Below are 25,602 nucleotides of genomic sequence, written 5' to 3'. Positions count from 1 at the left end.
GGCCAGGTGACTTTCGGACACGAAATTGGTTAAAATGCCCGGCCAGCCTGATCCTGTGGGGCCGTAGCTCAGTTGGGAGAGCGCAGCATTCGCATTGCTGAGGTCAGGGGTTCGACTCCCCTCGGCTCCACCATCCTCCCCGGGACCGAATGGCTGGCGCGCCCGGAGGGACTCGAACCCCCAACCGCCAGGTTCGAAGCCTGGTGCTCTATCCAATTGAGCTACGGGCGCATGCGGTCATGCTAACCGATCACGGGGCCTGGCATCGCCGCGCCAGCTCAAGGCCAGTCCCGCCGCTACGACATAGCCAGCAAATCCTGCGGCCAGGGTCGCCAGCTGGCCGGCGTGCACCGCCACCAGCGGCGCCAGCGCGGCAGCGGCCACCGACGCAAAGCCGTTGATGGCCCAGCCCCAGGGCATCCAGCGCGGCTGACCGACGAGCTGGGCAAGCGCCCAGGGAAACGGCCGCCCCATGGCCCAGGCCAGCGGCGCGAGCGCCGCCACCAGCGCGGCGATCCGAACGCCCTCGGGCCAGTGCAGCAGCGCGTCGGTGGCCAGCCACAGCACGGCCGCAGCCAGGACGCCGGCCAAAGCCAAGGCACCGAAAATCCGGAGGATGGCAGACCGGCGTGGCGGCATGGCCGCACCTGCCCCTGCGCCCAGAAGGAAAACCGAAAACACGACCGTGGCGGCGACTAGCGGCCGCTCCAGATACAGCACGCTGCGCTGGAAAACCGCCATCTCGACCAGCATGAAACCCAGACCCAGCGCCAGAAAATAACCGGCCAGCCGCGAGCGGGCGCGCAGCGGCGGCCGCAGCGGTGGCATGCGCCCCAGCGGCAGCACAATCAGAACAGCGGCCAGCAGGCTCACGACGATCATCGCGGCCAGTGACATCACCAGCGTCCAGTCGAGCAGGCTTGCCACACGCCGGCCGAGCCGCTCGTACAGGTCAGGCAGTTTGCTCCACCGCATCGCGTGCCAGAAGTAGGGACGATCGAGCGTGGCCGGTTCGGTCGCGAACCAGGCGGCTCCCGCCGGCATCGGCCGCTCTCCGAAGACCGCCGATGCGGCCTGGAAGAAAAGCGGTTCATTGAGCTGGTGGTGACGGTTGACCTGATCGCCCTGGATGCCGGGCAACCAGACCCGATCAAAACTCCATCGTTCAGCAAAACGCTCGATCTTCCGGAGGTCGCCGGGCCCGAGCGGACGCTCGCCGACGACGACCAGCAGCGACTGCAAGCCGCGCAGGGCGGCAACGTGCGCCGCCGGAGTCTCGGCGCCCTGGCGATCGAGCGCAGCGGCGACGGTCGCGAACAATCGCGGCCCGTCACGCGGCGGATAACTGGTCTTGATCGGTATGGCCAACAGGCCGCCGGGGGCCAGCCGGGCCAGGGCGGCCGCGATGCCTTCGCGGGTCAGAACCGGCGCCTCGCCGGCTGCATCGCCACCGCGATAGGCATGATCAAGGCTGATCACTTCGAAACGCGTCGATGCCGTGCGCAGGTAACGATAGTAGCCATCGCTCAGCGGCCGGAAAGAGACTCCGCGCGAACGCACAAGTTCGGTGATGCGCCGATCCGGCTCCAGCCAGCTCAACTCCCGCCCGGTTGCAAGCAGGGGCGTCGACCAGGTGGAGCTGCCAACTGCCAGCACCGCGCCGGTCGGGCGCAGCCGCAACGCCAGGCCACCCAGGGTGGCGGCCCTGAACGCCTCGCCAACCGGAGCCGCCGAGGGCAGCACCACGACCTGGTCGCTGCCGATGACGGCAACGTCACGCACCGGCACTTCACCGGTATAGTTCAGGCTCAGTCCGGGGGCAATGCGCAGGCTGGGTGAGCGCAGTTCGCTGAGCCGGCCCGACAGCCCGAACTCAAGCGACAGCAGCCGGATTCCAGGCAGTTCGCCCAGCCTGGCCAGGGCCTTGAAATCTGACACCGCCGGCGGCGGCGGCGCATACGCCAGCGGGCCGGCAAGCATCGCCAGCAGCAGGCTCGCCAGCAGCAGCGCGCGCTGGCGTCGTGCCAACGCCAGCAGCAGCACCGCCACGGCCAGCAGCAGGGCCAGTGCGGCCACCGCCCGTTCAGGCGAAACAAAAGCCAGCGCAGCGCTGGCCGTCACGGCGCCCAGGCCGGAGCCGATCAGATTGACGCTGTAGAGCCGGCCGGTGTGCGACCGCCAGCGCGGGAAGACCTGGCCGATGGCCAGGCCGGCGCCAAAAAACGGCAGAAACGCGGCCAGGTCCACGGCCAGCACACGCAGCAGCTCGGTGCCATCCCAGGCCGCCAGCAGCGGTCTCAGCGCGATGCGTGAGTTGAGCCACAGCACCAGCACAAACCCTGCCGCGGCAATCAGCATCCCGGCGCCGAACCAGCAATCGCCCCCGGCGAGCGCGCGTTGCCCGACCAACGCCAGGACGGTGCCGGCGGCACCCAGACCGAGCAGAGCCAGCGCGATCGACAACCCGGCGAAGTGATGCCAGTGGCTGAACTCGAACAGCCTGAGCAGGGCAATTTCAAAAGCCAGTACCGAACCGGACACGACGGCCAGCGCGGCCAGATCGAAACGACGCGGGGTCGGGTCAGTCATGATCGGGCGTTTCGGCATGCGGCGCTGCAGGCGGGTGTCACCCCGTGACGACCCACGGAGAATGCGTTCAATGATCGCCGGTCAGCGGGACGAAGGAGACCGCCATGAGATTGCGCGTCCGGGTCTTGCCGTCCCCGGTCTTTTCGACGCGCAGCAGATTCTGCGTCCAGCCGGCACGACCCACCGGGATGACCATGCGTCCGCCGGGCTTGAGCTGTTCGATCAGCGGCGGCGGCACATGTCCGGCCGCGGCGGTCACGATAATCGCATCGTAGGGTGCGTGTTCGGGGTCACCGTAGTAGCCGTCGCCGTGCAGCAGACGAATCGAGCCAAAGCCCCGATGCTCGAGTCGCTCGGCGGCGGTCTCGGCCAGCGGTTCGATGATCTCGATGCTGACCACATCGACACCCAGGGCCGCCAGCACTGCTGCCTGATAGCCCGAGCCGGTGCCGACCTCCAGTACGCGGTCGCCCCGGCCGACTCCGAGCTCTTCGGTCATGACGGCCACGATGTAGGGCTGGGAGATCGTCTGGCCGTGGCCAATCGGCAGCGGGTGGTCAGCGTAGGCGCGACGCTGCAGCCGTTCGGGCACGAACCAGTGACGCGGCACGGCCCGCATGACGTTCAGCACGTCCTCGGCGGACACGCCGCGCGCAGTAATCTGCTGTTCGACCATCTGCTGCCGCTCGGCCAGGCGCGTCTCGGGAAACTGCTGCGGCGCTTGTCCGCCGCCTTCAAGCAACAGCCGGACCTCGGCCGCTGCGCTCAGGGCCAGGACCATGCCGAAAACCAGGATCATCAGGTACAGGGCTCGATTCATCGCAGAACGCTCCGTGCCGCACGATCTGCACCAACCCTAGCAGACGATCAACCCCTTTTCCATGGCCCGGGCGTTGTTACTGACGAGTCCTGAACATTCCGAACAGGGCAGAACACAACCCAAGGAGAACACCGATGCAGGCAATGAATCGCAGTGGCCGCGCGCCGATCCTGCAGGCGCTGCCATTAACCCGGCAATCATACAGATCGCATTCAGGGCTTCAGGAATGGCTCGAATCAGGGCGTCGCTCGCCGGGAAGGATGATCCCCGTTGCAACAGCGACAACGCCAAGCGAGGCCATTTCCGGAGCCCCTGACTTGTTGACATTGAAAGACAGGCCGGGCTGTGCCTCCCGACAGACGGCCTTGTCGAAACTTGCTGTAGCCCCACCACTACAGCGGCGTTTGGCTGCCTTGCTGTCGGGATGCACGGCACGTCTGCACGCGATTTGTATGGTTGCCGGGTTAATCATGCTGACGGCCTGTAGCACGGGTCCCGGCCTGGACGAGCCAGCCGACAGCGGTGAAGAGGATTCCCGGCCCAGCGCGATCGAGCCGGACAACCCGACTCCCCGGCAATCGCCCGACCGCCTGCAGGCCCGGCCCGAACCCCGGCATGAGGCCGCTGATGTCGCGATGCTGCCGACCGCCCGGGTTCGCGAGGCCGCCCGGAGCCATGCCGCAGCGCCGCCGATGCCGCAGCGCCTTCAGCAGGTGGTCGATCGCGAGAACTATCATGCCTTCGACGACAACCCGGTGCACCGGGTCGCCGAACGGCCCGTTTCGACGTTTTCGATCGATGTCGACACCGGCAGCTACGCCAACGTGCGCCGCATGCTGGGCCAGGGCCGGCTGCCGCCGACCGATGCGGTCCGGGTCGAGGAGATGATCAATTACTTCGACTACGACTATCCCGCGCCGGCAGCGGGCCAGGCGCCGTTCAGCGTGACCGTGGAACAGGCGCCCACGCCCTGGAACCCCGCAACGCGCCTGCTGCAGATCGGCATTCGCGGCGCAAGCCCCCCCACCGAAGCCATCCCGCCGGCCAATCTGGTCTTCCTGATCGATGTCTCCGGTTCGATGAACTCGGCCGACAAGCTCGGTCTGCTGAGAAATGGTCTCAAACTGCTCGTCGGCCAGCTCGATGCCCACGACCGCGTTGCCATGGTGGTCTATGCCGGCACCACCGCGGTCGTGCTCGAATCGACACCCGGCGACCGCCACGGAACCATCAACGCCGCCATTGACCGGCTCAGCGCCGGCGGCAGCACCAACGGCGGTGCCGGAATCGCGCTGGCCTATGCGCAGGCGCGCCAGGGTTTCATCGAGGGCGGGATCAACCGGATCGTGCTGGCCACCGACGGCGACTTCAATGTCGGCACGGTCAGCTTCGAGGCCCTGCTCGACCAGGTCAAGCGCCAACGCAAATCCGGTATCGCCCTGACCACGCTCGGCTTCGGCACCGGCAACTACAACGACCACCTGATGGAACAGCTGGCCGATGCCGGGGACGGCAACCACGCCTATATCGATACGCTCAACGAGGCCCGCAAGGTGCTGGTTGAGGAAATGCACGCCACGCTGATGACCATCGCCCGCGACGTCAAGATCCAGCTCGAGTTCAATCCTGCCGTGGTCGCGGAGTATCGGCTGATCGGCTACGAGAACCGGGCGCTCAGACGCGAGGACTTCAACAATGATGCGGTCGATGCCGGCGATATCGGTGCCGGCCACACCGTCACCGCGCTGTATGAAATCGCACTGACCGGCTCCGGCGGCGAGCGCGTGGACGTCTTGCGCTACGGTTCCCGATCGCGCGCCACGACAATCGACGGCTCATCACGCGAGCTGGGCTTTCTGCGCCTGCGCTACAAGCGTCCCGGCGACGACAGCAGTCGTCTGATCGAGCAGGCCATCGAGCGTCAAGAACGCGACGACACAGGCTATCGCATCGGTTTTGCCGCCGCCGTTGCGGCCTTCGGACAGTATCTGCGCGGCGGCCGCTATCTGGAAGGCTATGATCTGTCGGCCATTCACGAGCTGGCCAGCCGCTCGCGCGGCGAGGATCCATCCGGCTACCGCGGGGAGTTCCTGCAGCTGCTGCGCCTGGCCGACAGCCTGTCGCCGGCCGACAGGGCCTGATCGGAATCTGCGCCCGGGCGCTGGCGCTCGGGCGTTCGGTTCGCTAAGCTCGGTTCATGCCCGACCCGCGCTGCGATGATGAGCTCATGCTGGCCTATGCCGGCGGTGATGTGCGTGCCTTCGAGATGCTCCATGACCGCTATCGTCAGCCGCTCTACCGCTATCTGGTGCACGCGGTCGGTGACCGCACGCTGGCCGACGACCTGTATCAGGAGGTGTGGGCGGCCATCATCGACCACCGCGATCGCTTTCGCCGCAAGCAGGGCTTTCGCCGTTACGCCTTCCGGATTGCCCACAACCGGGTTGTCGACCACTGGCGCCGGCGGGCACGCCAGGGCCAGCACGACAGCGACGCCACCGCCGGGCTGGTCGACGAACAGGCCACGCCGGAGCGGGCGGCCGAACGCCACGATCGCGCAGCCGCGCTCAGGCACGCGCTGATGTCGCTGCCGGTCGAACAGCGTTCGGCATTCCTGCTTCAGCAGGAGGCCGGCCTGTCGCTGACCGATATTGCCGAACGCCAGGGGGTCGGGCACGAAACGATCAAGAGTCGGCTGCGATATGCCGTGCGCAAACTGCGTGAGCGACTGTCGCCGGACGCTCAGCCGGAGCCACCATGAACGATCCCAAGAGCCAGCTGCCGCCGGACCAACGCGAGCGCCTCGCCGCGCTCTACCGCAAACAGCCCGATCTGGAACCACCGGCCGACATCGACCGAGTGGTCCTGGCCCGCGCCGCCGAGTCTGCCCGACGGCACAAGCAGCGCACACCCGTTCGCTGGATCGGGGCGGTCGCAACCGCCTGCGTGGCGGTGCTGGCCATTGGCGTGGTGGTTCGGCAGATGCCGCCGCAATCCGGTCCGCCCGCGCTCCACAAAGCCGATCGCGACGAAACGGTCCGGACCGAAGAACCCGCCGGCTCGCCTTCGCCGCCAGCGCCCCGGCGGCGGGCACCCCAGGCCAGCGATCGATTCGAGGTTTCCGAGCACCGAGAGGCCGGCGCCACCGATCAGGTCGCCGAACCGACCGCTGCCCGCGCCTCAGCCGAACAATCCCGGATCGCGCCCCGGATGCCGCGCGCGGCGGAAGAACAGGCCGACGCACTGCCGGAACCCGATGACTGGCTGCAAACGATTGAAACGCTGATCGAGCGCGGCGAGACCGAACGGGCGCGGCGCGAACTCGAGCGGCTGCTGACAGCCCATCCCGGGGCCGAAATTCCGTCCGCCATCCGCGAGGCACTGGCTGAAGCAGACTGAACTTCGCTACAATCAGCGCCTTCATGTCCCTATCCAGGAAGTGCCAAATGGAGCGAGAGGAGCTGGTTGACGCCCTGTTTCGGGAAGTGGATACGAACGGCGACGGCGTACTCTCTCGCGGCGAGTTCGTCGAGCTGATGCGCTGCCTGACCGGGGAACACGGCGTCGGCGTCAGTGCGCGCGTGTTCAACGAGTTCGACAGCAACCATGACGGCGTGATTACCCGCGATGAACTGATGGAGCTGATTATCCAGTATGCCCTTTGATCGGGTCGGACGGCACAATCGTGGCGACCTGATGCGTCATCCGGACATGTGGCGCAGCTTGCAAGATGGCAGGATTCGGGTGCACACTACGTTATGGGGTCGGGTGTCGTGGCTCGCGACGGGCGCACGACAACAACCGCCTCTGTTCACACGCACTGGAGGGACAACCACATGCTCTCAATTCGCAACACTGCAGCGGCCCGCTTCATCCCGGCCGTTGCCATCGTCGGCGTCCTGATCGGCGGGTCGGCGTTCGGCCAGGCCATCGAGTCCGGCTTCAATGCCAATACCCTGCCGCCGAACGACGATGGCTCGGCCGGGCCGGTCGCGCTCGGCTTCGACGTCAACTTTTTCGGCGTTACCCGCAATCAACTGTGGGTCAACAACAACGGCAATGTCACCTTCGACGCGGCACTGAGCACGTTTACGCCGTTCGACCTGACCTCGACCGGGCAGGAAATCATCGCCCCGTTCTTCGCCGACGTCGATACCCGCAATGCCGGCGACCCGGTCACCTACGGGCCAGGCACCTTCGAGGGACGGCCCGCGTTTGGCGTCAACTGGATCAACGTCGATTACTTCAGCAGCAGTGCGGCCCACACCAACCGCAACAGCTTTCAGCTGATTCTGGTCGATCGCTCCGATATCGGCGCCGGCGAATTCGATATCGTCTTCAACTACGACCAGATCCAGTGGGAGACCGGTGAAGCCAGCGGCGGCGATGCCGATGGGCTGGGCGGTGACTCGGCCCGGGTCGGCTACTCCAACGGCACCGGCGACCCCGACACCTTCTTCGAGCTGCCCGGTTCAGCGGTCAACGGCGCCTTCCTCGACGGTGGCCCCGACGCACTGGTCTCCAATCGCCTCAACAGCAATATCGACGGGCGATACATTTTCCAGTCGCGCGGCGGCGCGATCGGCGGCCCCGAGCCCTTCGACCCGATTCCGGTCCCGGCCGGTTCATTGCTGACCTGGCTGCTGCTGGTGCTGGCCCTGATCACAGCAGGCACCCTGGTCGTTCGTCGCTTCAGCTAGGAAACTGCTGAGCAAGCCTGTGCGGGCGTCCGGCAAGCCGGACGCCCGCTGTCTTTTCCGGCCGCTGGACGGGCGGGTTACGGTCACTGCCGAGCGGTCGCAGCCAGCCCGGCACAGATCTGCAGCGCCGTCACGCCGGCTCCGGCACCGGGACCGCGAATCCAGATCGGCTTCGGCGCATAGCCGGCACTGTGGATGGCAACGATGTTCTCGCCGGCACCGATAGCCGCAAACGGATGAAGCCTGCTCACGCGCCGCAGTCCAACGCGGGCACGCGCTGCGCCATCAACCGTGCGGGCCACTTCGCCGACATGGCAGAGCATCTCGCCCTGACCGGGGGCTGCCGCGACCGCGCCTGACCAGGCATCATCGATGCGCCTGTGCGCCGCGAGGAATGCCGGCAACGGCAGTCCGGCCAGATCCGGATCGAGCCACGCCTGAACCTCCACCTCATCGAGCTCGAGCGCCAGTCCGCCGGCCCGGGCCGCGATGACCAGCTTGCGGGCAACGTCCATGCCGCCGAGATCCAGGCGGGGATCAGGCTCGGTCAGCCCGTCGCGGTGCGCTCGCAGCAGGCTGTCGGCGAACGAGCGACCGTTGGCAACCTCGGCGAGCAGCGCGCTCAGAGTGCCCGACAGGACGCCATCGATGCGCTCGACCCGGTCACCGGCACGACGCAGGGCGCGCAGGGCGTCGAGAATCGGGAGTCCGGCACCGACGGTCGTGGCGTCGAAATAGGCGCTGCAGTCCAGTCGCGCCCAGCTGGCGGCCGGGCCGCAAGCCGCCCACTTGTTGGCGGTCACGATGGCGAAACCGTCAGCCAGCCAGCCGGGATGGCGTTCGGCCACGGCGCGCGAGCCAGTGACATCGACTATCACGTGGCGGGCGTGCGGCTGGCGGCCAACATGGGCAGCCAGCCGCTCGATGTCCGAACGCGCCCCGGCAGCAGCCAGGCGAGGCTTCCAGTCCGGAGCGGCCAGATCACCCGGGGCCAGCAGCATCCGGCGCGAGTTGGCCAGCCCGACCACGGTCACCCCCTCCGGGCGCTGGTCTGCCAGCCGTGAGAGCACCCGACTGCCCACCTTGCCGGATCCGATCAGGCCGACGGCCGTGCCCGGCACTGCCTGCGCGTATCGCCCGCGACGGCTGAGCCGTTCAACGCCGGACATGTCGTTTCTCCACGCCGGGGGCACGGCCGCCCGGCAGCGCCAGTGCCCGGTCGAGGCCGGCCGACAGGTCAGCCACCAGATCACTGGCCGCCTCCAGCCCCACCGACAGCCGCAGCAGGTCCTCGCCGATCCCCGCCCGGGCGCGATCCTCGGCCGGCATGGCGGCGTGGGTCATGGTTGACGGATGCGCGATCAGGCTTTCCACCCCGCCCAGGGATTCGGCCAGCGAAAAGCACTCGAGCCCCTCGAGCAGACGCCGCACCGCCGGCTCGCCGCCCTTGAGCTCGAAGCTGACCATGGCACCGAAACCGTCCTGCTGTCGGCGCGCCAGCAGATGGCCGGGGTGACCAGGCAGGCCCGGGTAGTGCACCCGCTCCACCGCCGGGTGGCGTTGAAGCAGCGCGACAAGCCGGGCTGCATTGTGTTGATGAACCGCCAGACGGGCCGACAGCGTGCGCAGACCGCGCAGGGTCAGCCAGCTGTCAAACGCCGAAGCCGTCACGCCAATGCAGTTGGCCCACCAGGCCAGCTGCTCACCAACGCTTTGCTCGACGGCGATCACCGCGCCACCGACGACATCGCTGTGGCCGTTGATGTACTTGGTCGTCGAGTGGACGACGATGTCGGCTCCAAGCGTCAACGGCCGCTGCAGCGCCGGCGACAGAAAGGTGTTGTCGACCACCACCAGCGCGTCACGTTTGTGCGCCTGGCCCGCCACGGCCTGAATGTCGGTCACCCGCAGCAGCGGATTGGACGGGGTCTCCAGCCAGACCATGCGCGGCCGGCTGGCCAGCGCGGCAGCCAGCGCCCGGCTGTCGCTGAAATCCAGCCACTCCAGAACAAAGGCGCCGCGACGGGCGCAGGCATCGAGCAGCCGGAAGGTGCCACCGTAGCAGTCATGCGGCGCCAGCAGCCGGTCGCCGGGCACCAGCAGCTGCAGCACGGTGGTGATGGCGGCCATGCCGGTGGCCGTGACAACGGCCGACCGGCCGCACTCCAGCTCGGCCAGTGCGCCAGCCAGCAGATCGCGGGTCGGGTTGCCTGAACGGCTGTAGTCGTGGACCCGCTTGCGGCCGAACCCGGCAAAGGAATAGGTGGTGCTCAGATGAAGCGGCGGCACCACGGCGCCGAACTGCGTGTCGGACTCGATTCCGGCACGCGCCGCGGTGGTGGCCGGGCCGTAGCGGGCATTCATCGGCGGTCTCCGCCGAGTGTGTGTTCGATCAGGGCATTGATGGTCCGATCCTCCTTGAGAAATGCATCATGTCCGAAGCGCGAGTGAATCTCGTGATAGCGGGCGCGTGGTCCAAGTTGATTGGCCAGGGCGCGCAGCTGTTCAGGGGGCACCAGGGCATCGCTGTCGGCCGCGACGAGATCAACGCTGCAGCGAACCGCGGCGGGATCGACCCGGTGGCGATCGAGCGATTCGGACAGGCAGCGATAGCGGGCGGCGCTGAAACCGGCCTGAAACCGTTGACCCTGGCGCCGGAAATAGCCGGCCAGTGACTCGAGCACCTGGCCGGGATCGTCGTGCCCGAACTGCTCGGCGAACAGGCGGTCGGGTCGATACGTGGTCAGCGCCAGGGCGCGGGCAAGCTCGAGGCCCTCCGCCGCACGCCCGGCCGCGATGCCCAGATCGACAATGCGACGCTGGATCAGACGCCGCGCCACGGCCATCGGATGCGTCCGATGGGCGCCGCTGATCGCCAGCAGCCGTTCGAGACGTTCCGGAAATCGGGCCGCAAAGGCCAGCCCGATCATGGCGCCGTAAGACGCGCCAATTAGCCCATGAACGGTGGTCAGCCCGAGTCGGTCGAGAACGCTGGCCAGGGCCGTTGCCTGCTGGATTGTTGTGACCGCGCTGCCGTCGGGCCAAAAGCGACCCAGCCAGTCCATGCCCAGAATTCGCCATCGGACTGGATCGAGACCGTTGCCGAACACAGCCGGCCACCAGCGATCGCAGCGCCGGGTTGCGCTGATGCCGCCCAGGGCGATCACAACCGGCGCGCCCGGCGGCCCCCAAAGACTGTAGCGGACCGTCACCGGCCGGCGCTGGCCGGCCGCATAGCTGATCGTCTGTCGCAGCGTGCCATCACGGCGACCGGACTGCGGCACGGTGGCCTGAAAAGCCGGCACCCGGGCCGACGCAATGCACTGGGTTGTCACCTTGGCTTCCTCCGTCGTCAAGCCGAATAAACGGGCTCGATCAAGCCGGCGGCGCGCAAGAGATGGGTCGGTGTCGCCCGGAACCCGGGCGCAATCAGCCGGGGCAGGAGGGACACTCATCTCTCGGCCGGAACCGATCGGGTTCCGCCGCAGGAATTGGCACCTGGCAAAACGGGTTTGCTGGTTGCCCCGGCGTCAAAGGGCCTGTCCCTCAGCCGGTCTTGATGAGCTTTGCGCATTACCCTAACGTCATCGCGCGCCAGGGACAACGAAGTTTTCGTTATATCCCGACTGGCCAGCGCTCACAGAAGCCGGCACAGGCGCTTGACATTGATGCCGGGGTTGAGGATAGTTGGGCGCAGCGCCGATTTGAGCCAGCTTGCGGGCGCTTTAAAAGTTCAGCTAAAGCGGTCGGCCTTGCCGCCTTCCTCTTTTGTCCTGACCCCCGCACCGGCTCGATCGGCCCCGCATGCACTCGGGACGATGCCATGAAACTGCAGCAGCTCCGTTTTCTGGTCGCCGTGATCAACAGCGGCCTCAACATCACAGCCGCGGCCGAAGCCCTGTTCACTTCGCAGCCCGGGGTGAGCAAACAGATCCGCCTGCTCGAGGACGAGCTCGGACTGAAGCTGTTCGTGCGCCGCGGCAAGCGGCTCGAATCGCTGACGCCGGCCGGCGAGCAAATCGCGGCACGGGCCGAGCGCGTGCTCAGGGAAGTCGAGCACATGAAAGCCATGGCCGGCGATCTGCGCGGCGAGCAGGCTGGCGAAATCCGGTTGGCCACCACGCAGACCCAGGCGCGCTACGTGCTGCCGCAGGTGATCGATGCTTTCCGCCGTCAGTTCCCCGATGTCGACTTTCATCTCCATCAGGGCACCTCCGAGCAGATTGGCCGGATGATCGCCGAACGCCAGGTGGAGTTCGCGCTGTTGTCAGGCCGGTCCGATGCGTTCACCACGCTGGTGACGCTACCCATCTATCAGTGGGACCGCGTCATTCTGGTGCCGGAAGACCATCCGCTGGCGGCGGCGGAATCGCCGGATCTCGAGGCGCTGGCCCGCTACCCGCTGGTGACCTATCTGTTCAGCGACCGGCCCGAGTCATCGCTGATGAGCGCCTTCACCGAGCATGGCCTGACCCCGCGCATCGCCTTTACCGCACGTGATGCCGATATCATCAAGACCTATGTTCGGATGGGGCTGGGGGTCGGCGTGCTGGCCAGCATGGCGGTCGAGCCGGATGCCGACGACGACCTCGTGGCCGTCGACGCATCGGACCTGTTTGCGCGTCTGACGACCTGGCTGGGCTTCCCCGAGGACCTGCTACTCAAGCGCTATCACTGTAACTTCATCAGGCTGCTTGCACCACATCTCGACGACGGGCTGCTCGACGACCTGTGCCGCCGGCAGCCCCAGGCCGATATCCACCGTCGACTGGCCGGAGTCGAGCTGCCGCTGCTGACCGGACCGGCCGGGTCAGGCCGGCAATCCGGCTGAACCGGATCGCTGGCCGATCGTTCAGGGCGCCCTGAAGCGGTCGGCGAAGACTGAGTCGATATCCCGACCGGGCGCGAGCACCACCACCAGACCGTCATGATCGGACGAACGCGCCAGGGTGCTGTCGTCATCGCCAAACCCGACCCAGTAGTCGGCATTGCCGCGCATGTAGCCGAAATCACTGAAATACCAGCTCGCGGCACGACTGAGCAGGGCATGGTCGAGCACCTGGGAGACGCCGCGGAAGATGAACGAATAGCGCTGCCCGGCCGGCAGCGAGTCAAGCGGGCTGACCAGCGGCGGGCTGACCCGATTGTCCGGATCGAATCCGGGCGTGCCGGCGTTTTCGATGTTGACGAAGTTCTCAGCGGGATTGGCAAGGCCGCGAATCAGCCCGATCACGTCGACATACCCGTCGGAGAACTGGAACGCGTTCTTGTCGCCGACAAGCACGATCGGCAGCAGCGGATCGGCCTGCTGCAGGGCCTGAACGCTGGCGGCCACCGACTGGGCCTGCTCGTGACGCTTCAGACGGGTGCGCGCACTCGAGTCGATGCCGCCGAGCGAGCGCAGGTGATTGTTCATGACCACGAACGGCCAGCTGTCGCCACCGGCAATGAAGCGCGCCTCCAGCAGCAGCGGCGGACGATCATGCAGCGGCGTGTCGTCCAAGCTCAGGCATTCATCGGCGCCAAGCTGGGTTACGGCGTCGACCGCGACCCGATCGGTGTTGACCAGGAATCCATTGTTGATGTTGCCACGATCGTTGCCCGGCAGCAGATAGGGCGTGTAGACGAGAGCGCCGGCCGTCAGGATCCCGACCTGGTCGGCCAGATCCTGCAGCGTCGACTCGCTCTCGACTTCCTGCAGCGCCAGCACGTCGGGGGCGTTGAGCGCCTCGACAATCGTGGCGGCCAGCTTGTCGAGCTTGGTGGCGTATTCGGCCGGCGAGAGCACCTCGCGATCATTGGCGATGTAACCGGCGCCGCAGGCCGGAATCGGCCGCGGTCCGTCCAGCTGGCTATCGAACAGATCCAGCGCGTTGAGCGATCCGATGCTGAGTTCATCGACCCCTGCCTGGGGTGCGGCCACCGGCAGCGCTGGCGCGGCACCCAGGGCGTAGTCGGTCGGCCACAGCTCGTAGCCGCTGAATTCGAACCCGAGCACGCCGGTGGCCGAAACAGTGGTGCCGGCGGCGACGGTGGGGTTGGTCAGACCAAGGCGATCGAAGTCGATCTCGAAGACCTCCGGGGCGCCGGACCACACCGGGCAGGTCGGACAGGCGGCGCCGAGACCCGGATAGGCGACACCTGGGCCGCGCACAGCGCGCATGCCGGTGGCGGTGAGGAACGCCTCGGCGACCGGATCGGAGCCGAATCGCTGATTGGGCGCCGTGATCAGGCCGCCGGGGACGCTGATCCGCATGCCCTCGAAACACTCGAAGTTGTTGATTCCGCAGCTCGGGACCGCCGGGTCCGGCGATGGCGTGTTGGCGTCGTAAACCACGGGCAGCGGCAGGGGCTGGCCGCTGGCGATCACCTCAACCGAATCGGGATTGGCGATCTGGCTGAAGTCATGGAACTCGGCGACCGCGCCGGTGACGTGCACTTGGTCACCCACGGCCACGGCCGGCGCCGAGCCGGTGAACACGAACAGCCCACGAGAGGCCAGCGGCAGGTCGCTGGAATCGCGGTCGTCGGGCATCTGGATGAAGAACCCGTTACCGGCCAGTGCCGTCACGATATTGTGCTCGGTACGCACGACCGTCCCGGGGTCGTTGCCCGAGACCGGCGCAAAGGGCGAGCGCAGTCCTTCGCCCTGGATCTCGTGGATGTCGCGGAGCTCGGGCACGAAATCGATGTCGGCATTGCTGCGCGGCTGGATCTTGTAGTTGTCAAAGGAATACCAGCCGATCCCGCGCAAAAAGGCGTATTGATCGCCGACCTGCGGCGTGACGGTGATGCTGCCGGCATCGTCAGCGCGTGCCGGACCGCTGCCGTCGTCGAACAGCCACTCCCCGAAGCCCGGCAGACCGGTGACCTCGACATCGGTAAACGCCAGCAATACGCCTTCCCAGGGTTCTGACGCGGCCGGCAGCGCATCCGGAAAATCGGCCGTCGTCAGCGGGGCCGGCGCCAGGGGTCCGGGCGAGCCGCGCACCTCGACGGCCAGCCCGGCAATCCGGGTCAGTCCGAATGGTTCGATCACCTCGCCGAGCACCCGCAGCTCATCGCCGCGCGCCACCGACAGCGCCGAAAAATCGGCGTTGACGACCAGACCGCTGTAGGGTCCGCCCAGGCCATCCTGGATCACCGCCACGCCCGGACCCTCGATTTCGCCGGGCGCCGCCGTTACCACCCCGTCGACGAATACCGTGCTTCCCAGCAGCGGCGAGCCGTCATCGGCCGAGGGATCGGCGACGGTCTGAATGTCGAAAATCGATACCAGCTCGTAGACGTCAACCGACCAGTCGGCCTGATCATCGACCGGAGACCCGTTGAGCTCTGCGGTCACTTCGGCCTGGTTGACCAGACTCGCCGGTGCGGTACCGGCGCTGACGCTGGCCACGAGCGTGAAGGAAACGCTGCCGCCGGCGGCCAGGTCGGCCAGCGACCAGACCAGGGTACCGGGCTGTGGCTCGGTCGGCGTCGTGCCGCTGGTATCGGAGACATACACCAGGCCTGCAGGCAGTTCATCGGTCACGACGAGGTTGGTCAGAGGTGCGCTGCCGTCCAGATTGGACACGACCAACTCGAAGCTCAGGCTGTCGCCATCCGTTGCGAATTCGGGGCCGGACTTGGCGATGGACACGGCCGGCGCCTGGATGATATCGACCTCGATCCCGGTGATGCCAAGCTCATCGCGACTGCCGCCACCGCTGACGTCATCGCTTTGCCAGCGCAGGTAGAGCGTATCGCCCGGGTCCAGACCCAGACCGGTCAGCATGGTCGAACGATCGATGAGCTGCCAGGCCGGGCTGGCATCGGCGGCCCCGGGGGTGGTGTAGTCCAGCGCGCTCACCGCAGTATAGGCCGAATCATCGGTCGACCAGGCAAGCTCGAGCGAGTTGGCGCGTCCCTGGTCGTTGTAGACGCCGATACGGTAACTCAGCTCGACGGCGTCGACAAACGCACCGCTGGTGTTCTCCAGCCGCAGACCGAAGCTGCCGGGCGTGAAGTCCGAGCCGGCCGGCTGCACGCCAAGCAGGGTCGCGCTGCCAACATCAAAGGCATAGACACCGCCCGTGGTCACGCCTCCGGGCGAAGCGCCACGGGCGAAGTCGCCTGAATCATGCTGCCCCCCGAAACTGCCGTCGCCGTCGGACAGGCCGAGCGCGCGCCAGCGGGCGGAGTCGAGCTGGCCGGCGCCTGGCGTCGCCGAAAAACCGCTGCCTTCGAAGGCGGCGAAGTCTTCGCTGAACCAGGGTATCGTGGAGCCGGCCCGGGCCTGGAGGCCGGCCAGCAGCAGCGCCGCGGCAACGAACGGCAACAATCTCACGGGGTTTGCGCGCATCAAGGGCTTCCTGAAGGTGGCGAATCGGAACGGCCGGCATTGTAGCGGCCGGATATGACGCCGGGGTTTCTCTGCTCTACCGTGAGTGTCGCCCGGTCTGTCGGTGCAGACCACATTCACGCATCAGTCCGAAAAAGCGTGCCTGGTCCTCGCTGTCGACCTCGCTGAGGGAACGCGTCGTGTGCCAGTCGCCGATACTGACATAACCGCGTTCGCGCAGCGGATGGTAGGGCAGCGCGTGTCGGGTCAGATAGGCGTGGACGTCGCGGTCGGACCAGTCTGCAACCGGATGGACCTTGATGCAGCGCCACTGCCGCGTCACGAAATCGAGCTGCGCGCGCGTTGCCGACTGGCTGCGCCGCAGTCCGGACAGCCACGTGCCGGCGCGCAGCTCGCCGAGGGCGCGCTGCATTGGTTCGACCTTGCTGTCGCGGTTGTAGCGCTCCAGGCCGTCACGCCCCTGCTCCCAGCGCCGGCCATGGCGCGCTTCCTGCCAGGCGGCCGACAGCCGTGGGCGGTACACCTTCAGGTTCACTTCCAGCCGTTCGCTGAGTTTGTCGACGAAGCGGTAGGTCTCGGCAAAGTGATAGCCGGTATCGATGAAAATCACCGGCAGGCCCGGTGCGACCTCGCCGACCAGGTGCAGCATCAGCGCGGCCTGCACCCCGAAGCTCGACGAGAGCACGTGGCCGCCCGGCAGGCACTCCAGGGCCCAGGCGATGCGATCACGGGCATCGAGCGCGGCCAGGGTCCGGTTGACCCTGGCCAGATCGACCGGCCTGTGGCACGGGCTCGGTGCCGGCGCGGTCATGGCCGGCCGGGACGGTTGACCTGACTGCCGTGCTCGACGGCCTCGATGATGCCGGCACGCACCAGGAAATCGCCAAACGCCTCACCGGGCCCCCGTTCGGCGCCGTAGCGCGCGAACAAGGCATCGATTTCGGCCAGAATGGCCGCCTCGTCGGCGTTGTCGAGATAGAGCCGGTTCAGTCGCGATCCGTCGAAGGCCGCCCCGAGGTACAGGTTGTAGCGGCCAATGGCGCGTCCGACCAGGCCGATTTCGGCCAGATAGGGCCGCGAGCAGCCGTTTGGGCAACCGGACATGCGCACGGTGATCGGCTGGTCGCCAAGCCCGTGCTTGATGGCCAATTCCTCGATGAGCGTGATCAGATCCGGCAGATAGCGTTCGGCTTCGGCCATGGCCAGGCCGCAGGTCGGCAGCGCCACACAGGCCATCGAGTGGATCCGGATCGACGAGCGCCGGGCGTGGCCGAGCCCGGCCTGCGCGATCTGCGCATCGACGGCTGCGCGCTGCTGGCCCGCCACACCGGTGATGACGAGATTCTGGTTCGGCGTCAGGCGCACGTCGCCGGCATGGCGCTCGATGATTTCGCCGAGCGCGGCACGGTGATCCGGCAACAGACGGCCGTTCTCGACAAACATGGTCAGCTGCCAGCGGCCGTCGCGCTGGGCGATCCAGCCGTAGCGATCACCATTGTGCTCGAACACGAAGGCCCGGGCCGGTTCGAGGCGCGTGCGGGCGCGCCATTCAAGCTCGCGCCGGAAGTGGTCAATACCCATCTGCTCCAGGGTGTATTTGAAGCGCGCGTGCCTGCGTTGGCCGCGGTCGCCAAAATCGCGCTGGATGGTCGCCACCGCCTCGGCGACGCTGATCAGGTCGGCGGACCGGACGAAACCGATGACGTTGCCGAGGCGCGGATAGGTCTCTGGCTCGCCCGGTGTGCAGCCCATGCCGCCGCCGGCAACCACGTTGAACCCTTCGAGCCGGTCGTCTTGGGCGATGGCGATGAAGCCGAGATCCTGGCTGAACACGTCGATGTCGTTGACCGGCGGCAGGGCGATACCGATCTTGAACTTGCGCGGCAGGTAGGTCGTCCCGTAGAGCGGTTCGACCTCGAAAATGCCGGCCGGCTCAACTCGCTCGCCGTCGATCCAGATCTCGCGCCAGGCGCGGGTTCCTGGCAGCAGATGGGCGCTGATCCGGCGCGCCCAGACCAGCGTCTGCTCGTGTATTGGTCCGGCCTCGGGCTGGATGTGGCACATGACGTTGCGATTGACGTCGCCGCAGGCGGCCATCGAGTCGAGGCCGACCGAATCGATGCGCCGCATTAGCGTGCGCAAATTCTCCTTGGCCACACCGTGGAACTGCACCGTCTGCCGGGTGGTCAGCCGGATCGTGCCATTGGCGATCTCGCCGGCGACGGCGTCGAGCGCTCGCCACTGGTCCCGGCTGACCACGCCGCCCGGAATTCGCAGCCGGAGCATGAACTGGTAGAGCGGCTCCAGGCGGGCCTGGCGACGCCCGGCGCGGCGCTCGCGGTCATCTTGCTGATACAGACCGTGAAACTTGGTCAGCGCCGTGTCGGCCTCGGCGACCGCCCCGGTGGCCGGATCCTGCAGACTCTCCTTCAGCGTGCCGCGCAGCCCGCGGCTGTCGGCCTTGAGCCGTTCGATATCGAGCCGGCTGATCATCAGTAGACATCCCTCTGATAGCGGCGATCATGCTTCATCTGCGTAAGCACCTCCCCGGCGGCCTCGGGCGTCCGGCCGGCATGCTCTGCGATGACCTCGACCAGCGCGCTGTGAACATCGGCGGCCATGCCCCGACCACTGCCGCATACGTAGACGTGTGCGCCGTCTTCGATCCAGGCATAGAGTTCGCGGCCTTGCTCCCGAATGCGGTGCTGCACGTAGATCCTGCTCGCCGGGTCGCGCGAGAAGGCGACCGACAGGCGATCGAGCGCGCCTTCTTTCAGGAAACGCTGCCAGTCAAGCTGATAGAGAAAGTCGGTGCGCCGATGCTGCTCGCCGAAGAGCAGCCAGTTGCGCCCGCTGTGACCGAGCGCCTGGCGATGGCCGACGAAGGCGCGGAACGGTGCCACGCCGGTGCCCGGCCCGATCATGATGATCGGCCGGTCGCCGTCGGCGGGCAGACAGAAACGGTCGTTCGGCTCGATGTAGACCGGCAGCGTGTCGCCGGGCGCGAGCCGCTCGACGAGCTGCCAGGACGCCGCGCCGGCGCGCAGCAGTCCGTCGCGCGCGCCGCCTTCGAGCTTGACGGTCAGGTGGACCTCGTCGTCGGCGACCAGCGGGCTGGAGGCAATCGAATACAGCCGCGGGGCGATGCCCCGCAGCGCGCCGACCAGGGTGGCCGGTTCGATGCCGGTGACCGGATAGGCACGGATGATGTCGGCGACCTGGCGCTGGGTTACGAATGCCTGCAGCCGCTCGCGGTCGTCGAGCAGTTCGGCCAGCTCGCGCGCCCGCGACTGCTCCGCCCAGGCTTCGAGGAAGGGCCGCACCACCTGGGTCAGTTCCAGACGTTCGCTCAGCCAGGTCGAAAGCGGCAGCGACTGCCCGTCGCGTTCGACCACCGCCCCGGCATCGGCGCCGGTCAGCTCGAGAATCTCGTCGACCAGCCGGGCGTCGTTGGTCGGCCACACCCCGAGGGCGGCGCCGGGCTGGTAGGCCAGGCCACTGCCTTCGAGCAGCAGCGCGACGTGGGCGACGCGTTTGTTCGATGGGGCTACCGTCAGCGGCGACACGCCCAGAACCTCGGCATGAAAAGGATTTCGCCGGTCATGCCGGGCCGGTGCCGCTTTGTCCTCACGCACCACATGGAGACGCGGCCCGATGTGAGCTGATTCGCCAGCTTCGTTGCCGAACAGCGGCGCGATCTTGTCCAGGACCCTGGCACGCCAGGGATCCTCGTGGGTTTCGATATCGACGTCGCTGTCGATCCGATCGAGCAGGCGCTGGGCGCCGAGCGATTGCAGACGCGCATCGACATCGCGACCGACCTGGCAGAAGTCCGGATACGAGGAATCGCCGAGCGCGAACACCGCGTAGCGCAGCGCATCGAGCTGCGGCGCCCGATCGGAGGCCAGATACTCGAAGAAGGCTTCCGTGCCCTCGGGCGGATCGCCCTCGCCGTGGGTGGCCACGACCAGCATCAACAGATCGACCTTGCCGATCCGGCGCGGCGGCACGTCGGCCAGGCTGGCCAGCTCGACGGCGTAACCGATTTCCCGGGCAGCGTCAGCCAGGCGCTCGGCCACGCCGCGGGCGTTGCCGGTTTCGGTTGCGTACCAGACGGCAAGGATCTCGCCGGCGGCCGGCAGCGCGGAAGTCGCGTCAGCCGGGCCATCGGCCGCGGCCAGTCCGGCCATGTAGCCGGAGGCCCACAGCAGTTCGTCGGGCGCCAGCGATTCGCTCAACGCGCCGAGCTGCGTTTCGATTTCCTGCTGACGGGCCGGCGACAGCGCCATCGGATTCGATCCTGTTGCAAACGAACCGTCAGCCTAGCCAGCGACGGCGCGCAACGGAACGATTTGATGGTTATACGCTTATGCCGATCCGTATGGGTCGGGCGTGTCAGTGCTTTGGGTAAGGCCTGATATAACCAATGTGCATAAGGCCCTGACCACGAAATATTTCCGCTTTTCGCATGCCGTCATTAGTCTGTCGGCATGTCGCAAGCCGCCATTCAATCCGAGTCGGCCTTCTTTCCGCTGTTCGTGGATCTGCACGGGCGGCGCGTGCTGGTCATCGGCGGCGGCGCGATCGCCGGCCGCAAGATCGGCCGCCTGCTGCGCGCCGGCGCCGGGGTCGATGTGGTCGCCGATGCGCTCGATGACGGCCTGCAGGCGCTGGCCGACGCCGGCCGCATCCGCTGGCTGGGCCGGTCGCTCGACTCGACCCATCTGCCCGGCCATATCCTGATCCTGGTGGCCGAGGCCGATGCGGCCACGCGCGATCGCGCTCGCGACTGGGCCGAGGCCAACGATGTGCTGATCAACGTGGTCGACCAGCTCGCGGCCTCGTCGGCCATCGTGCCGGCGGTCGTCGATCGCGCCCCGCTGACCATTGCCATCGGTTCGGCGGGGCAGGCGCCGGAGCTGGCGCGCATGATCCGCAGCCGCATCGAGCAGCTCTTGCCGCGCAGCCTCGGCCGGCTGGCAGCCCTGGTCGGCGAACTGCAGCAGCGCATCCGCCGCCGGCTGCCGGAGGTGGCGCGGCGACGGCAGTTTCTCGACTGGGTGCTGACCGGCCCGCCTGCCGACGCCGTCGCCGCCGGGCGCGAGGCGGCGGCCCGGGTGCAGATCGGACAGGCGCTGGACGCCGACGAGATGGCGCTGCCCGGGCGGGTCAGCCTGGTCGGCGCCGGTCCCGGCGAGCCCGAACTGGTCACGCTGCGAGCGCTTGAGCGCATTCAGTCGGCCGATGTCATCGTCCACGACGGGCTGGTCGATGCCCGCATTCTCGACTACGCGCGCCGCGATGCCGAACTGATCGACGTGTCCAAGCGCCCCGGAAACTGCCGCGTCAGTCAGGACGAGATCCACCGCATACTTGTCGAGCAGGCGCGCGCCGGCCGCCGGGTGGTGCGCCTGAAAGGCGGCGATCCGATGATCTTCGGCCGCGGCGGCGAAGAACTGGCCTGGCTGCGCGCCCATGATGTCGACTACGACGTGGTGCCGGCGGTCACTGCCGCGGCCGCCTGCGCCGCCTATGCCGGACTGCCGCTGACCCAGCGCGGCATGGCCCAGTCGGTGCGTCTGATCACCGCCCACTGCGAGCGCTCGATCGACTGCCTCGACTGGCCGGCGCTGGCCGCCGACTACCAGACGCTGGCCTTCTACATGGCCGTATCGCGGCTCGGCGTCACCGAGTCCAGACTGATTGCCCACGGCCGCTCGCCGGACACGCCGGTGGCGCTGGTCGAAAACGGCACGCGCGCCGGTCAGCGCGTGGCCGTCGGCCGGCTGGGCGAGCTGGAGGCGCTGGCCGATGCTCACGCCATCAAGGCGCCGGCCATGTTATTCGTCGGCGAGGTGGCGGCACTGGCCGTCAGACTCGGATGGTACGGTGACAAGCCACTGCAACTGAGCGCCAGTCAAGCACCGAGCGCGGCGGCACTGGCCTGAACGGCAACTCACTCACGCGGAGCGATTCGATCATGATCCACGACAACATCCTAGAGACCATCGGCCGCACGCCGGTGATCCGCATCAACCGGCTGGCCCCGGCGCATGTGGATTTCTACGTCAAGGCCGAGTTCTTCAACCCCCTCTCATCGGTCAAGGACCGACTGGCCATCGGCATCATCGAGGACGCCGAACGCAGCGGTTCACTCAAGAAGGGCCAGACGGTGGTCGAGGCCACCTCCGGCAACACCGGCATTGCGCTGGCCATGGTGTGCGCGGCCAAGGGCTATCCCTTTGTCGCCGTGATGGTCGAGACCTTCTCGGTCGAGCGGCGCAAGCTGATGCGCGCCCTCGGCGCCAAGCTGATCCTCACGCCGGCGGAAAAGCGCGGCACCGGCATGGTCGAAAAAGCCGCCGAACTGGCCGAAAAGAACGGCTGGTTCCTGGCCCGACAGTTCGAGAACGAGGCCAACCCGGCCTACCACCGCAACACGACCGGCCCGGAAATCCTGCGCGATTTCGCTGGTCGCCGGCTGGACTACTTCGTGTCCGGCTGGGGCACCGGCGGCACGCTGACCGGCGCCGGCGAAATGCTCAAACTGGCCCGGCCGGATATCCGCATCATCGCGACCGAGCCGGAGCAGGCTTCTCTGATGGCCGGCAAGCCGTGGCAGTCGCACAAGATCCAGGGCTGGACCCCGGACTTTCTGCCCAAGGTGCTCAAGGTCGACATTGCCGACCGGATCGTGACCGTCACCGACGAGGAAGCCCGCGACACTGCCCTGGCGCTGGCCAGCAGAGAGGGCATTCTGACCGGTATCTCCGGCGGAGGCACCGTGGCCGCGGCGCTTAAAACTGCGGTGAGCGCCGAGTCGGGTGCGTCCATTCTGGCCATGCTGCCGGATACCGGCGAACGCTACATCTCAACCTTCCTGTTCGAGGACATCCACGAGGGCTCCGACGACGAGTGGCTGGCCGAGCACACCGGACGCTGACGCCGGCAGGGCCGGTCGGCTATCTGTATGGTGGAGTTCACAAGGGCCCGGCATCGCCGTATCGCATAACCGCAGTCGCGAGTCACGGATCCGCCAGTCAGCCTGTCACTATCTGGACGAGAGCCTCCAGTCCGGGCAGACTAACGACGGCCGCCGCGCTTGCCACGCGGGCGTTCCTCACGGACCTGAATCTGCTGGCCGTTGAGCATGGCGCCGTCAAGACCGGCCAGTGCGGCACGCGCTTCGTGGCCTTCCATGTCGATCATCGCCACACCCTTGCAGCGACGGGTAAAGATATCCATCGGCAGCTTGAGACCGCGTACGGTGCCGTGGCGGGAGAACAGCTCGCGCAGATCCTTTTCGCGCGTTTCGGGATGAATATTGCGGACAAACAGGGTTTTCATATCGGTGGCGGCCTCCGGGCCGAACATGGGTGACGGACATCTCCGCCAGGTCATCGGATGACGCGGCGCGGGCGATGGGCAGTTGCAGTGCCGTCGGAAAGCTTGGGTGCGCGACCGGCGCCATCGGGGCCGGTGTCCCCCTATCGTGGGTGCAGTCGGTCCCAGTTGCAAGACCGGCAGGCACAAAAAGCTACCCTTTTGAGATGGAAGCCTGTATAGTGGGCGGCGCTGCGGAACAAGGCAGTGGTCGAAACTGAAGTATTCCTTCCCGTTTACCCTCATTTTCCACCATTCTGGATCTACAGCATCACCGGGAACGGCCGTGTGGCCGCGCCCTGCTCATTTACGTTTGAAAAGGTATAAAGACATCATGTCCAGCAACACCGGAACCGTAAAGTGGTTCAATGACGCAAAAGGATTTGGCTTCATCTCCCAGGATGGCGGCGGCGCCGATGTGTTCGTTCACTTCAGCGCCCTGACCGGCTCGGGCTTCAAGTCCCTGGCCGAAGGCGCCAAGGTCAGCTTTGACGTCACCAACGGGCCCAAGGGTCCGCAGGCGGCCAATGTCGTGACCCTCTAGGCAGACGCTCTTAGAGCGTGTGTCCAGGAACCCCGCCTCGGCGGGGTTCCTTGCATTCAGGGACCCGGTTTTGCGCTACCCTTTCGACATGATCGAACAACTGGAGCCGCCATGTCTCACTTTGCCCGTCTTGCAGTTGCCCCGGTTTGCGGTCTGCTGGCCTTGCTGATGACAGACACCAGCCAGGCACAGTCACCGCGTGAGCTCACTGTCGGGACCGCCGGCCGCTTCGCCGCGCTGGCGCTGGACTGCGTTGATCGGGAATACCCCAACCTGATCCATCACGTGCTTTCCGGCGATGACGATGTCGCACCGCCGCGCCAGCTCACGCCGGGGTTCTACGGCTGCTTCGACTGGCACTCGGCGGTCCACGGCCACTGGCTGCTGGCGCGACTGGCGCGGCTGTTCCCCGACGCCGCATTCACCGAAACCGCCCGGGAGAAACTTGGTGCCAACCTCACGCGCGAGCACCTGCTCGCCGAGGCCGCCTACGTCAGCCATCCCGACCGCGCCGGCTTCGAGCGCCCCTACGGCCTGGCCTGGCTGCTGCAGCTCGTCACCGAGCTCGATCAGTGGAATGACGCGCAGGCCAGCCAGTGGCGCGCGTGGCTGCGGCCGCTTGAGACCATTGCCGTCGAACGGCTTTCCGAGTGGATTCCGAAGCTGCACTATCCGATCCGCATCGGCGAACACGACCAGACCGCCTTCGCCTTCGGTCTGGCGCACGACTATGCCCGGCAGGTCGGCAACGACGACCTGGTCGCCGTCCTGGACGACGCCGCCGAGCGCTTCTATTCCAGCGACCGCGACTGTCCGCTCGACTACGAGCCGTCAGGCCACGACTTTCTGTCGCCGTGCCTGGCCGAAGCCGATTTCATGCGCCGGGTCATGACCCCCGGGGCCTTCGCCGACTGGCTCGAGGGCTTCCTGCCCGCCATCGGCGAGGACGACTGGCTGCCGGTCGCGGTGGTCACCGATCGCGCCGACGGCAAGCTCTCGCATATCGACGGGCTCAACCTGTCGCGTGCCTGGATGCTTGAGGGCATTGCCTCCGGTCTGCCGGCGAGCGATTTGCGCCATCAAGCGCTTGCCTCGGCTGTGCGTGAGCATGCGGAGGCCGGGCTTGCCGGCGTCACCGACGCCCACTATGCCGGCGGTCACTGGCTGGCCAGCTTTGCGGTCTATCTTGAAACCCGTCGGGGCCTGCCAGGGTCACAATAGT

The 25,602-nt window shown here is 67.1% G+C and carries 20 protein-coding genes, 2 tRNA genes and 2 riboswitches; of the genes, 11 read left to right on the top strand and 11 right to left on the bottom strand.

All coding sequences use genetic code 11. From position 1 onward, the window contains the following. Positions 1-57: 57 nt before the first annotated feature. Positions 58-133: transfer RNA gene (locus HND55_01155), tRNA-Ala, on the top strand. 21 nt (positions 134-154) lie between these two features. Here HND55_01155 and HND55_01150 read toward each other — a convergent pair. The 3 genes from HND55_01150 to HND55_01140 form a co-directional block, all read right to left on the bottom strand. Continuing rightward, positions 155-231 (bottom strand) — tRNA-Arg (locus HND55_01150). A 6-nt stretch (positions 232-237) separates the two neighbouring features. After that, complete coding sequence (locus HND55_01145; GenBank protein ID QKK01371.1) at positions 238-2,589, bottom strand: hypothetical protein; 2,352 nt, start codon at positions 2,587-2,589, stop codon at positions 238-240. Between the two features lie 67 nt (positions 2,590-2,656). After that, positions 2,657-3,409: a protein-L-isoaspartate(D-aspartate) O-methyltransferase gene (locus HND55_01140; GenBank protein ID QKK01370.1), complete on the bottom strand. Its 753-nt coding sequence runs from the start codon at positions 3,407-3,409 to the stop codon at positions 2,657-2,659. A gap of 452 nt (positions 3,410-3,861) precedes the next feature. Here HND55_01140 and HND55_01135 point away from each other — a divergent pair, with 452 nt between their 5' ends. The 5 genes from HND55_01135 (at position 3,862) to HND55_01115 (ending at position 8,109) form a co-directional block, all read left to right on the top strand. Further along, a complete protein-coding gene (locus tag HND55_01135) occupies positions 3,862-5,550 on the top strand; it encodes a VWA domain-containing protein (GenBank protein ID QKK01369.1) in 1,689 nt (562 codons plus the stop codon). A 56-nt stretch (positions 5,551-5,606) separates the two neighbouring features. Continuing rightward, complete coding sequence (locus HND55_01130; protein QKK01368.1) at positions 5,607-6,170, top strand: sigma-70 family RNA polymerase sigma factor; 564 nt, start codon at positions 5,607-5,609, stop codon at positions 6,168-6,170. After that, a complete protein-coding gene (locus tag HND55_01125; protein ID QKK01367.1) occupies positions 6,167-6,808 on the top strand; it encodes a hypothetical protein in 642 nt (213 codons plus the stop codon). Before HND55_01130 ends, HND55_01125 begins: the two co-directional genes overlap by 4 nt. A gap of 47 nt (positions 6,809-6,855) precedes the next feature. Then, a complete protein-coding gene (locus HND55_01120) occupies positions 6,856-7,074 on the top strand; it encodes an EF-hand domain-containing protein (protein ID QKK03941.1) in 219 nt (72 codons plus the stop codon). Positions 7,075-7,245: 171 nt separating this feature from the next. Beyond that, positions 7,246-8,109, top strand: coding sequence for a VPLPA-CTERM sorting domain-containing protein (locus tag HND55_01115; protein ID QKK01366.1), 864 nt, complete (start codon positions 7,246-7,248; stop codon positions 8,107-8,109). 83 nt (positions 8,110-8,192) lie between these two features. On the opposite strand, the gene HND55_01110 is transcribed toward HND55_01115, so the two are convergent. Genes HND55_01110 through HND55_01100 form a run of 3 tightly spaced genes read right to left on the bottom strand, consistent with a single transcriptional unit; the run spans position 8,193 to position 11,444 of the window. Beyond that, positions 8,193-9,278, bottom strand: coding sequence for a homoserine dehydrogenase (locus HND55_01110; protein QKK01365.1), 1,086 nt, complete (start codon positions 9,276-9,278; stop codon positions 8,193-8,195). Further along, complete coding sequence (metB, locus tag HND55_01105) at positions 9,265-10,473, bottom strand: cystathionine gamma-synthase (GenBank protein ID QKK01364.1); 1,209 nt, start codon at positions 10,471-10,473, stop codon at positions 9,265-9,267. The genes HND55_01110 and metB overlap by 14 nt, the downstream gene beginning before the upstream one ends. Beyond that, positions 10,470-11,444, bottom strand: a complete 975-nt coding sequence (locus tag HND55_01100) for a homoserine O-succinyltransferase (protein QKK01363.1) — start codon at positions 11,442-11,444, stop codon at positions 10,470-10,472. The genes metB and HND55_01100 overlap by 4 nt, the downstream gene beginning before the upstream one ends. Before the next feature lie 113 nt (positions 11,445-11,557). Next, a riboswitch (SAM riboswitch) is annotated at positions 11,558-11,675 on the bottom strand. 120 nt (positions 11,676-11,795) lie between these two features. Then, positions 11,796-11,871: riboswitch (SAM riboswitch) on the top strand. 61 nt (positions 11,872-11,932) lie between these two features. Here HND55_01100 and HND55_01095 point away from each other — a divergent pair. Continuing rightward, complete coding sequence (locus HND55_01095; GenBank protein ID QKK01362.1) at positions 11,933-12,940, top strand: LysR family transcriptional regulator; 1,008 nt, start codon at positions 11,933-11,935, stop codon at positions 12,938-12,940. Positions 12,941-12,961: 21 nt separating this feature from the next. Here HND55_01095 and HND55_01090 read toward each other — a convergent pair whose 3' ends face one another. From HND55_01090 to HND55_01075, 4 genes are all read right to left on the bottom strand, one after another. After that, positions 12,962-16,453 carry a DUF11 domain-containing protein gene (locus HND55_01090; protein QKK01361.1) on the bottom strand — a complete coding sequence of 1,164 codons (3,492 nt, stop codon included), beginning with the start codon at positions 16,451-16,453 and terminating at the stop codon, positions 12,962-12,964. Positions 16,454-16,529: 76 nt separating this feature from the next. Then, positions 16,530-17,264, bottom strand: coding sequence for a phosphoadenylyl-sulfate reductase (locus HND55_01085; GenBank protein ID QKK01360.1), 735 nt, complete (start codon positions 17,262-17,264; stop codon positions 16,530-16,532). After that, positions 17,261-18,946, bottom strand: coding sequence for an assimilatory sulfite reductase (NADPH) hemoprotein subunit (cysI, locus tag HND55_01080; protein ID QKK01359.1), 1,686 nt, complete (start codon positions 18,944-18,946; stop codon positions 17,261-17,263). The genes HND55_01085 and cysI overlap by 4 nt, the downstream gene beginning before the upstream one ends. Then, positions 18,946-20,742, bottom strand: coding sequence for a hypothetical protein (locus tag HND55_01075; protein ID QKK01358.1), 1,797 nt, complete (start codon positions 20,740-20,742; stop codon positions 18,946-18,948). Before HND55_01075 ends, cysI begins: the two co-directional genes overlap by 1 nt. 201 nt (positions 20,743-20,943) lie before the next feature. On the opposite strand from HND55_01075, the gene cobA reads away from it, so the two are divergent. Next, on the top strand, positions 20,944-22,401 hold the full coding sequence (gene cobA, locus HND55_01070) for a uroporphyrinogen-III C-methyltransferase (GenBank protein QKK01357.1): 1,458 nt from the start codon (positions 20,944-20,946) through the stop codon (positions 22,399-22,401). A gap of 32 nt (positions 22,402-22,433) precedes the next feature. Then, positions 22,434-23,396, top strand: a complete 963-nt coding sequence (gene cysK, locus HND55_01065) for a cysteine synthase A (protein QKK01356.1) — start codon at positions 22,434-22,436, stop codon at positions 23,394-23,396. A 140-nt stretch (positions 23,397-23,536) separates the two neighbouring features. Here cysK and HND55_01060 read toward each other — a convergent pair whose 3' ends face one another. After that, positions 23,537-23,800 (bottom strand): RNA-binding protein, encoded by a 264-nt coding sequence (locus tag HND55_01060; GenBank protein ID QKK01355.1) that lies wholly within the window; start codon positions 23,798-23,800, stop codon positions 23,537-23,539. A 370-nt stretch (positions 23,801-24,170) separates the two neighbouring features. On the opposite strand from HND55_01060, the gene HND55_01055 reads away from it, so the two are divergent. Both HND55_01055 and HND55_01050 read left to right on the top strand, forming a co-directional pair. Continuing rightward, on the top strand, positions 24,171-24,380 hold the full coding sequence (locus HND55_01055; protein ID QKK01354.1) for a cold-shock protein: 210 nt from the start codon (positions 24,171-24,173) through the stop codon (positions 24,378-24,380). A 168-nt stretch (positions 24,381-24,548) separates the two neighbouring features. After that, positions 24,549-25,601 (top strand): DUF2891 domain-containing protein, encoded by a 1,053-nt coding sequence (locus HND55_01050; GenBank protein QKK03940.1) that lies wholly within the window; start codon positions 24,549-24,551, stop codon positions 25,599-25,601. Position 25,602: the final 1 nt, after the last annotated feature.

This window comes from Pseudomonadota bacterium (genome assembly GCA_013285445.1).
Taxonomy (GTDB): domain Bacteria; phylum Pseudomonadota; class Gammaproteobacteria; order Xanthomonadales; family Wenzhouxiangellaceae; genus Wenzhouxiangella.
The sequence above is the reverse complement of the archived record's forward strand: the minus strand, read 5'-3'. Positions and strand labels throughout refer to the sequence as shown.

Excerpts from the sequence above, each read along its gene's own strand:
- HND55_01145 (QKK01371.1), bottom strand. The coding sequence starts at position 2,589 with ATGACTGACCCGACCCCGCGTCGTTTCGATCTGGCCGCGCTGGCCGTC.
- HND55_01140 (QKK01370.1), bottom strand. The coding sequence starts at position 3,409 with ATGAATCGAGCCCTGTACCTGATGATCCTGGTTTTCGGCATGGTCCTG.
- HND55_01135 (QKK01369.1), top strand. The coding sequence starts at position 3,862 with ATGGTTGCCGGGTTAATCATGCTGACGGCCTGTAGCACGGGTCCCGGC.
- HND55_01130 (QKK01368.1), top strand. The coding sequence starts at position 5,607 with ATGCCCGACCCGCGCTGCGATGATGAGCTCATGCTGGCCTATGCCGGC.
- HND55_01125 (QKK01367.1), top strand. The coding sequence starts at position 6,167 with ATGAACGATCCCAAGAGCCAGCTGCCGCCGGACCAACGCGAGCGCCTC.
- HND55_01120 (QKK03941.1), top strand. The coding sequence starts at position 6,856 with ATGGAGCGAGAGGAGCTGGTTGACGCCCTGTTTCGGGAAGTGGATACG.
- HND55_01115 (QKK01366.1), top strand. The coding sequence starts at position 7,246 with ATGCTCTCAATTCGCAACACTGCAGCGGCCCGCTTCATCCCGGCCGTT.
- HND55_01110 (QKK01365.1), bottom strand. The coding sequence starts at position 9,278 with ATGTCCGGCGTTGAACGGCTCAGCCGTCGCGGGCGATACGCGCAGGCA.
- metB (QKK01364.1), bottom strand. The coding sequence starts at position 10,473 with ATGAATGCCCGCTACGGCCCGGCCACCACCGCGGCGCGTGCCGGAATC.
- HND55_01095 (QKK01362.1), top strand. The coding sequence starts at position 11,933 with ATGAAACTGCAGCAGCTCCGTTTTCTGGTCGCCGTGATCAACAGCGGC.
- HND55_01090 (QKK01361.1), bottom strand. The coding sequence starts at position 16,453 with ATGCGCGCAAACCCCGTGAGATTGTTGCCGTTCGTTGCCGCGGCGCTG.
- HND55_01085 (QKK01360.1), bottom strand. The coding sequence starts at position 17,264 with ATGACCGCGCCGGCACCGAGCCCGTGCCACAGGCCGGTCGATCTGGCC.
- cysI (QKK01359.1), bottom strand. The coding sequence starts at position 18,946 with ATGATCAGCCGGCTCGATATCGAACGGCTCAAGGCCGACAGCCGCGGG.
- HND55_01075 (QKK01358.1), bottom strand. The coding sequence starts at position 20,742 with ATGGCGCTGTCGCCGGCCCGTCAGCAGGAAATCGAAACGCAGCTCGGC.
- cobA (QKK01357.1), top strand. The coding sequence starts at position 20,944 with ATGTCGCAAGCCGCCATTCAATCCGAGTCGGCCTTCTTTCCGCTGTTC.
- cysK (QKK01356.1), top strand. The coding sequence starts at position 22,434 with ATGATCCACGACAACATCCTAGAGACCATCGGCCGCACGCCGGTGATC.
- HND55_01060 (QKK01355.1), bottom strand. The coding sequence starts at position 23,800 with ATGAAAACCCTGTTTGTCCGCAATATTCATCCCGAAACGCGCGAAAAG.
- HND55_01055 (QKK01354.1), top strand. The coding sequence starts at position 24,171 with ATGTCCAGCAACACCGGAACCGTAAAGTGGTTCAATGACGCAAAAGGA.
- HND55_01050 (QKK03940.1), top strand. The coding sequence starts at position 24,549 with ATGACAGACACCAGCCAGGCACAGTCACCGCGTGAGCTCACTGTCGGG.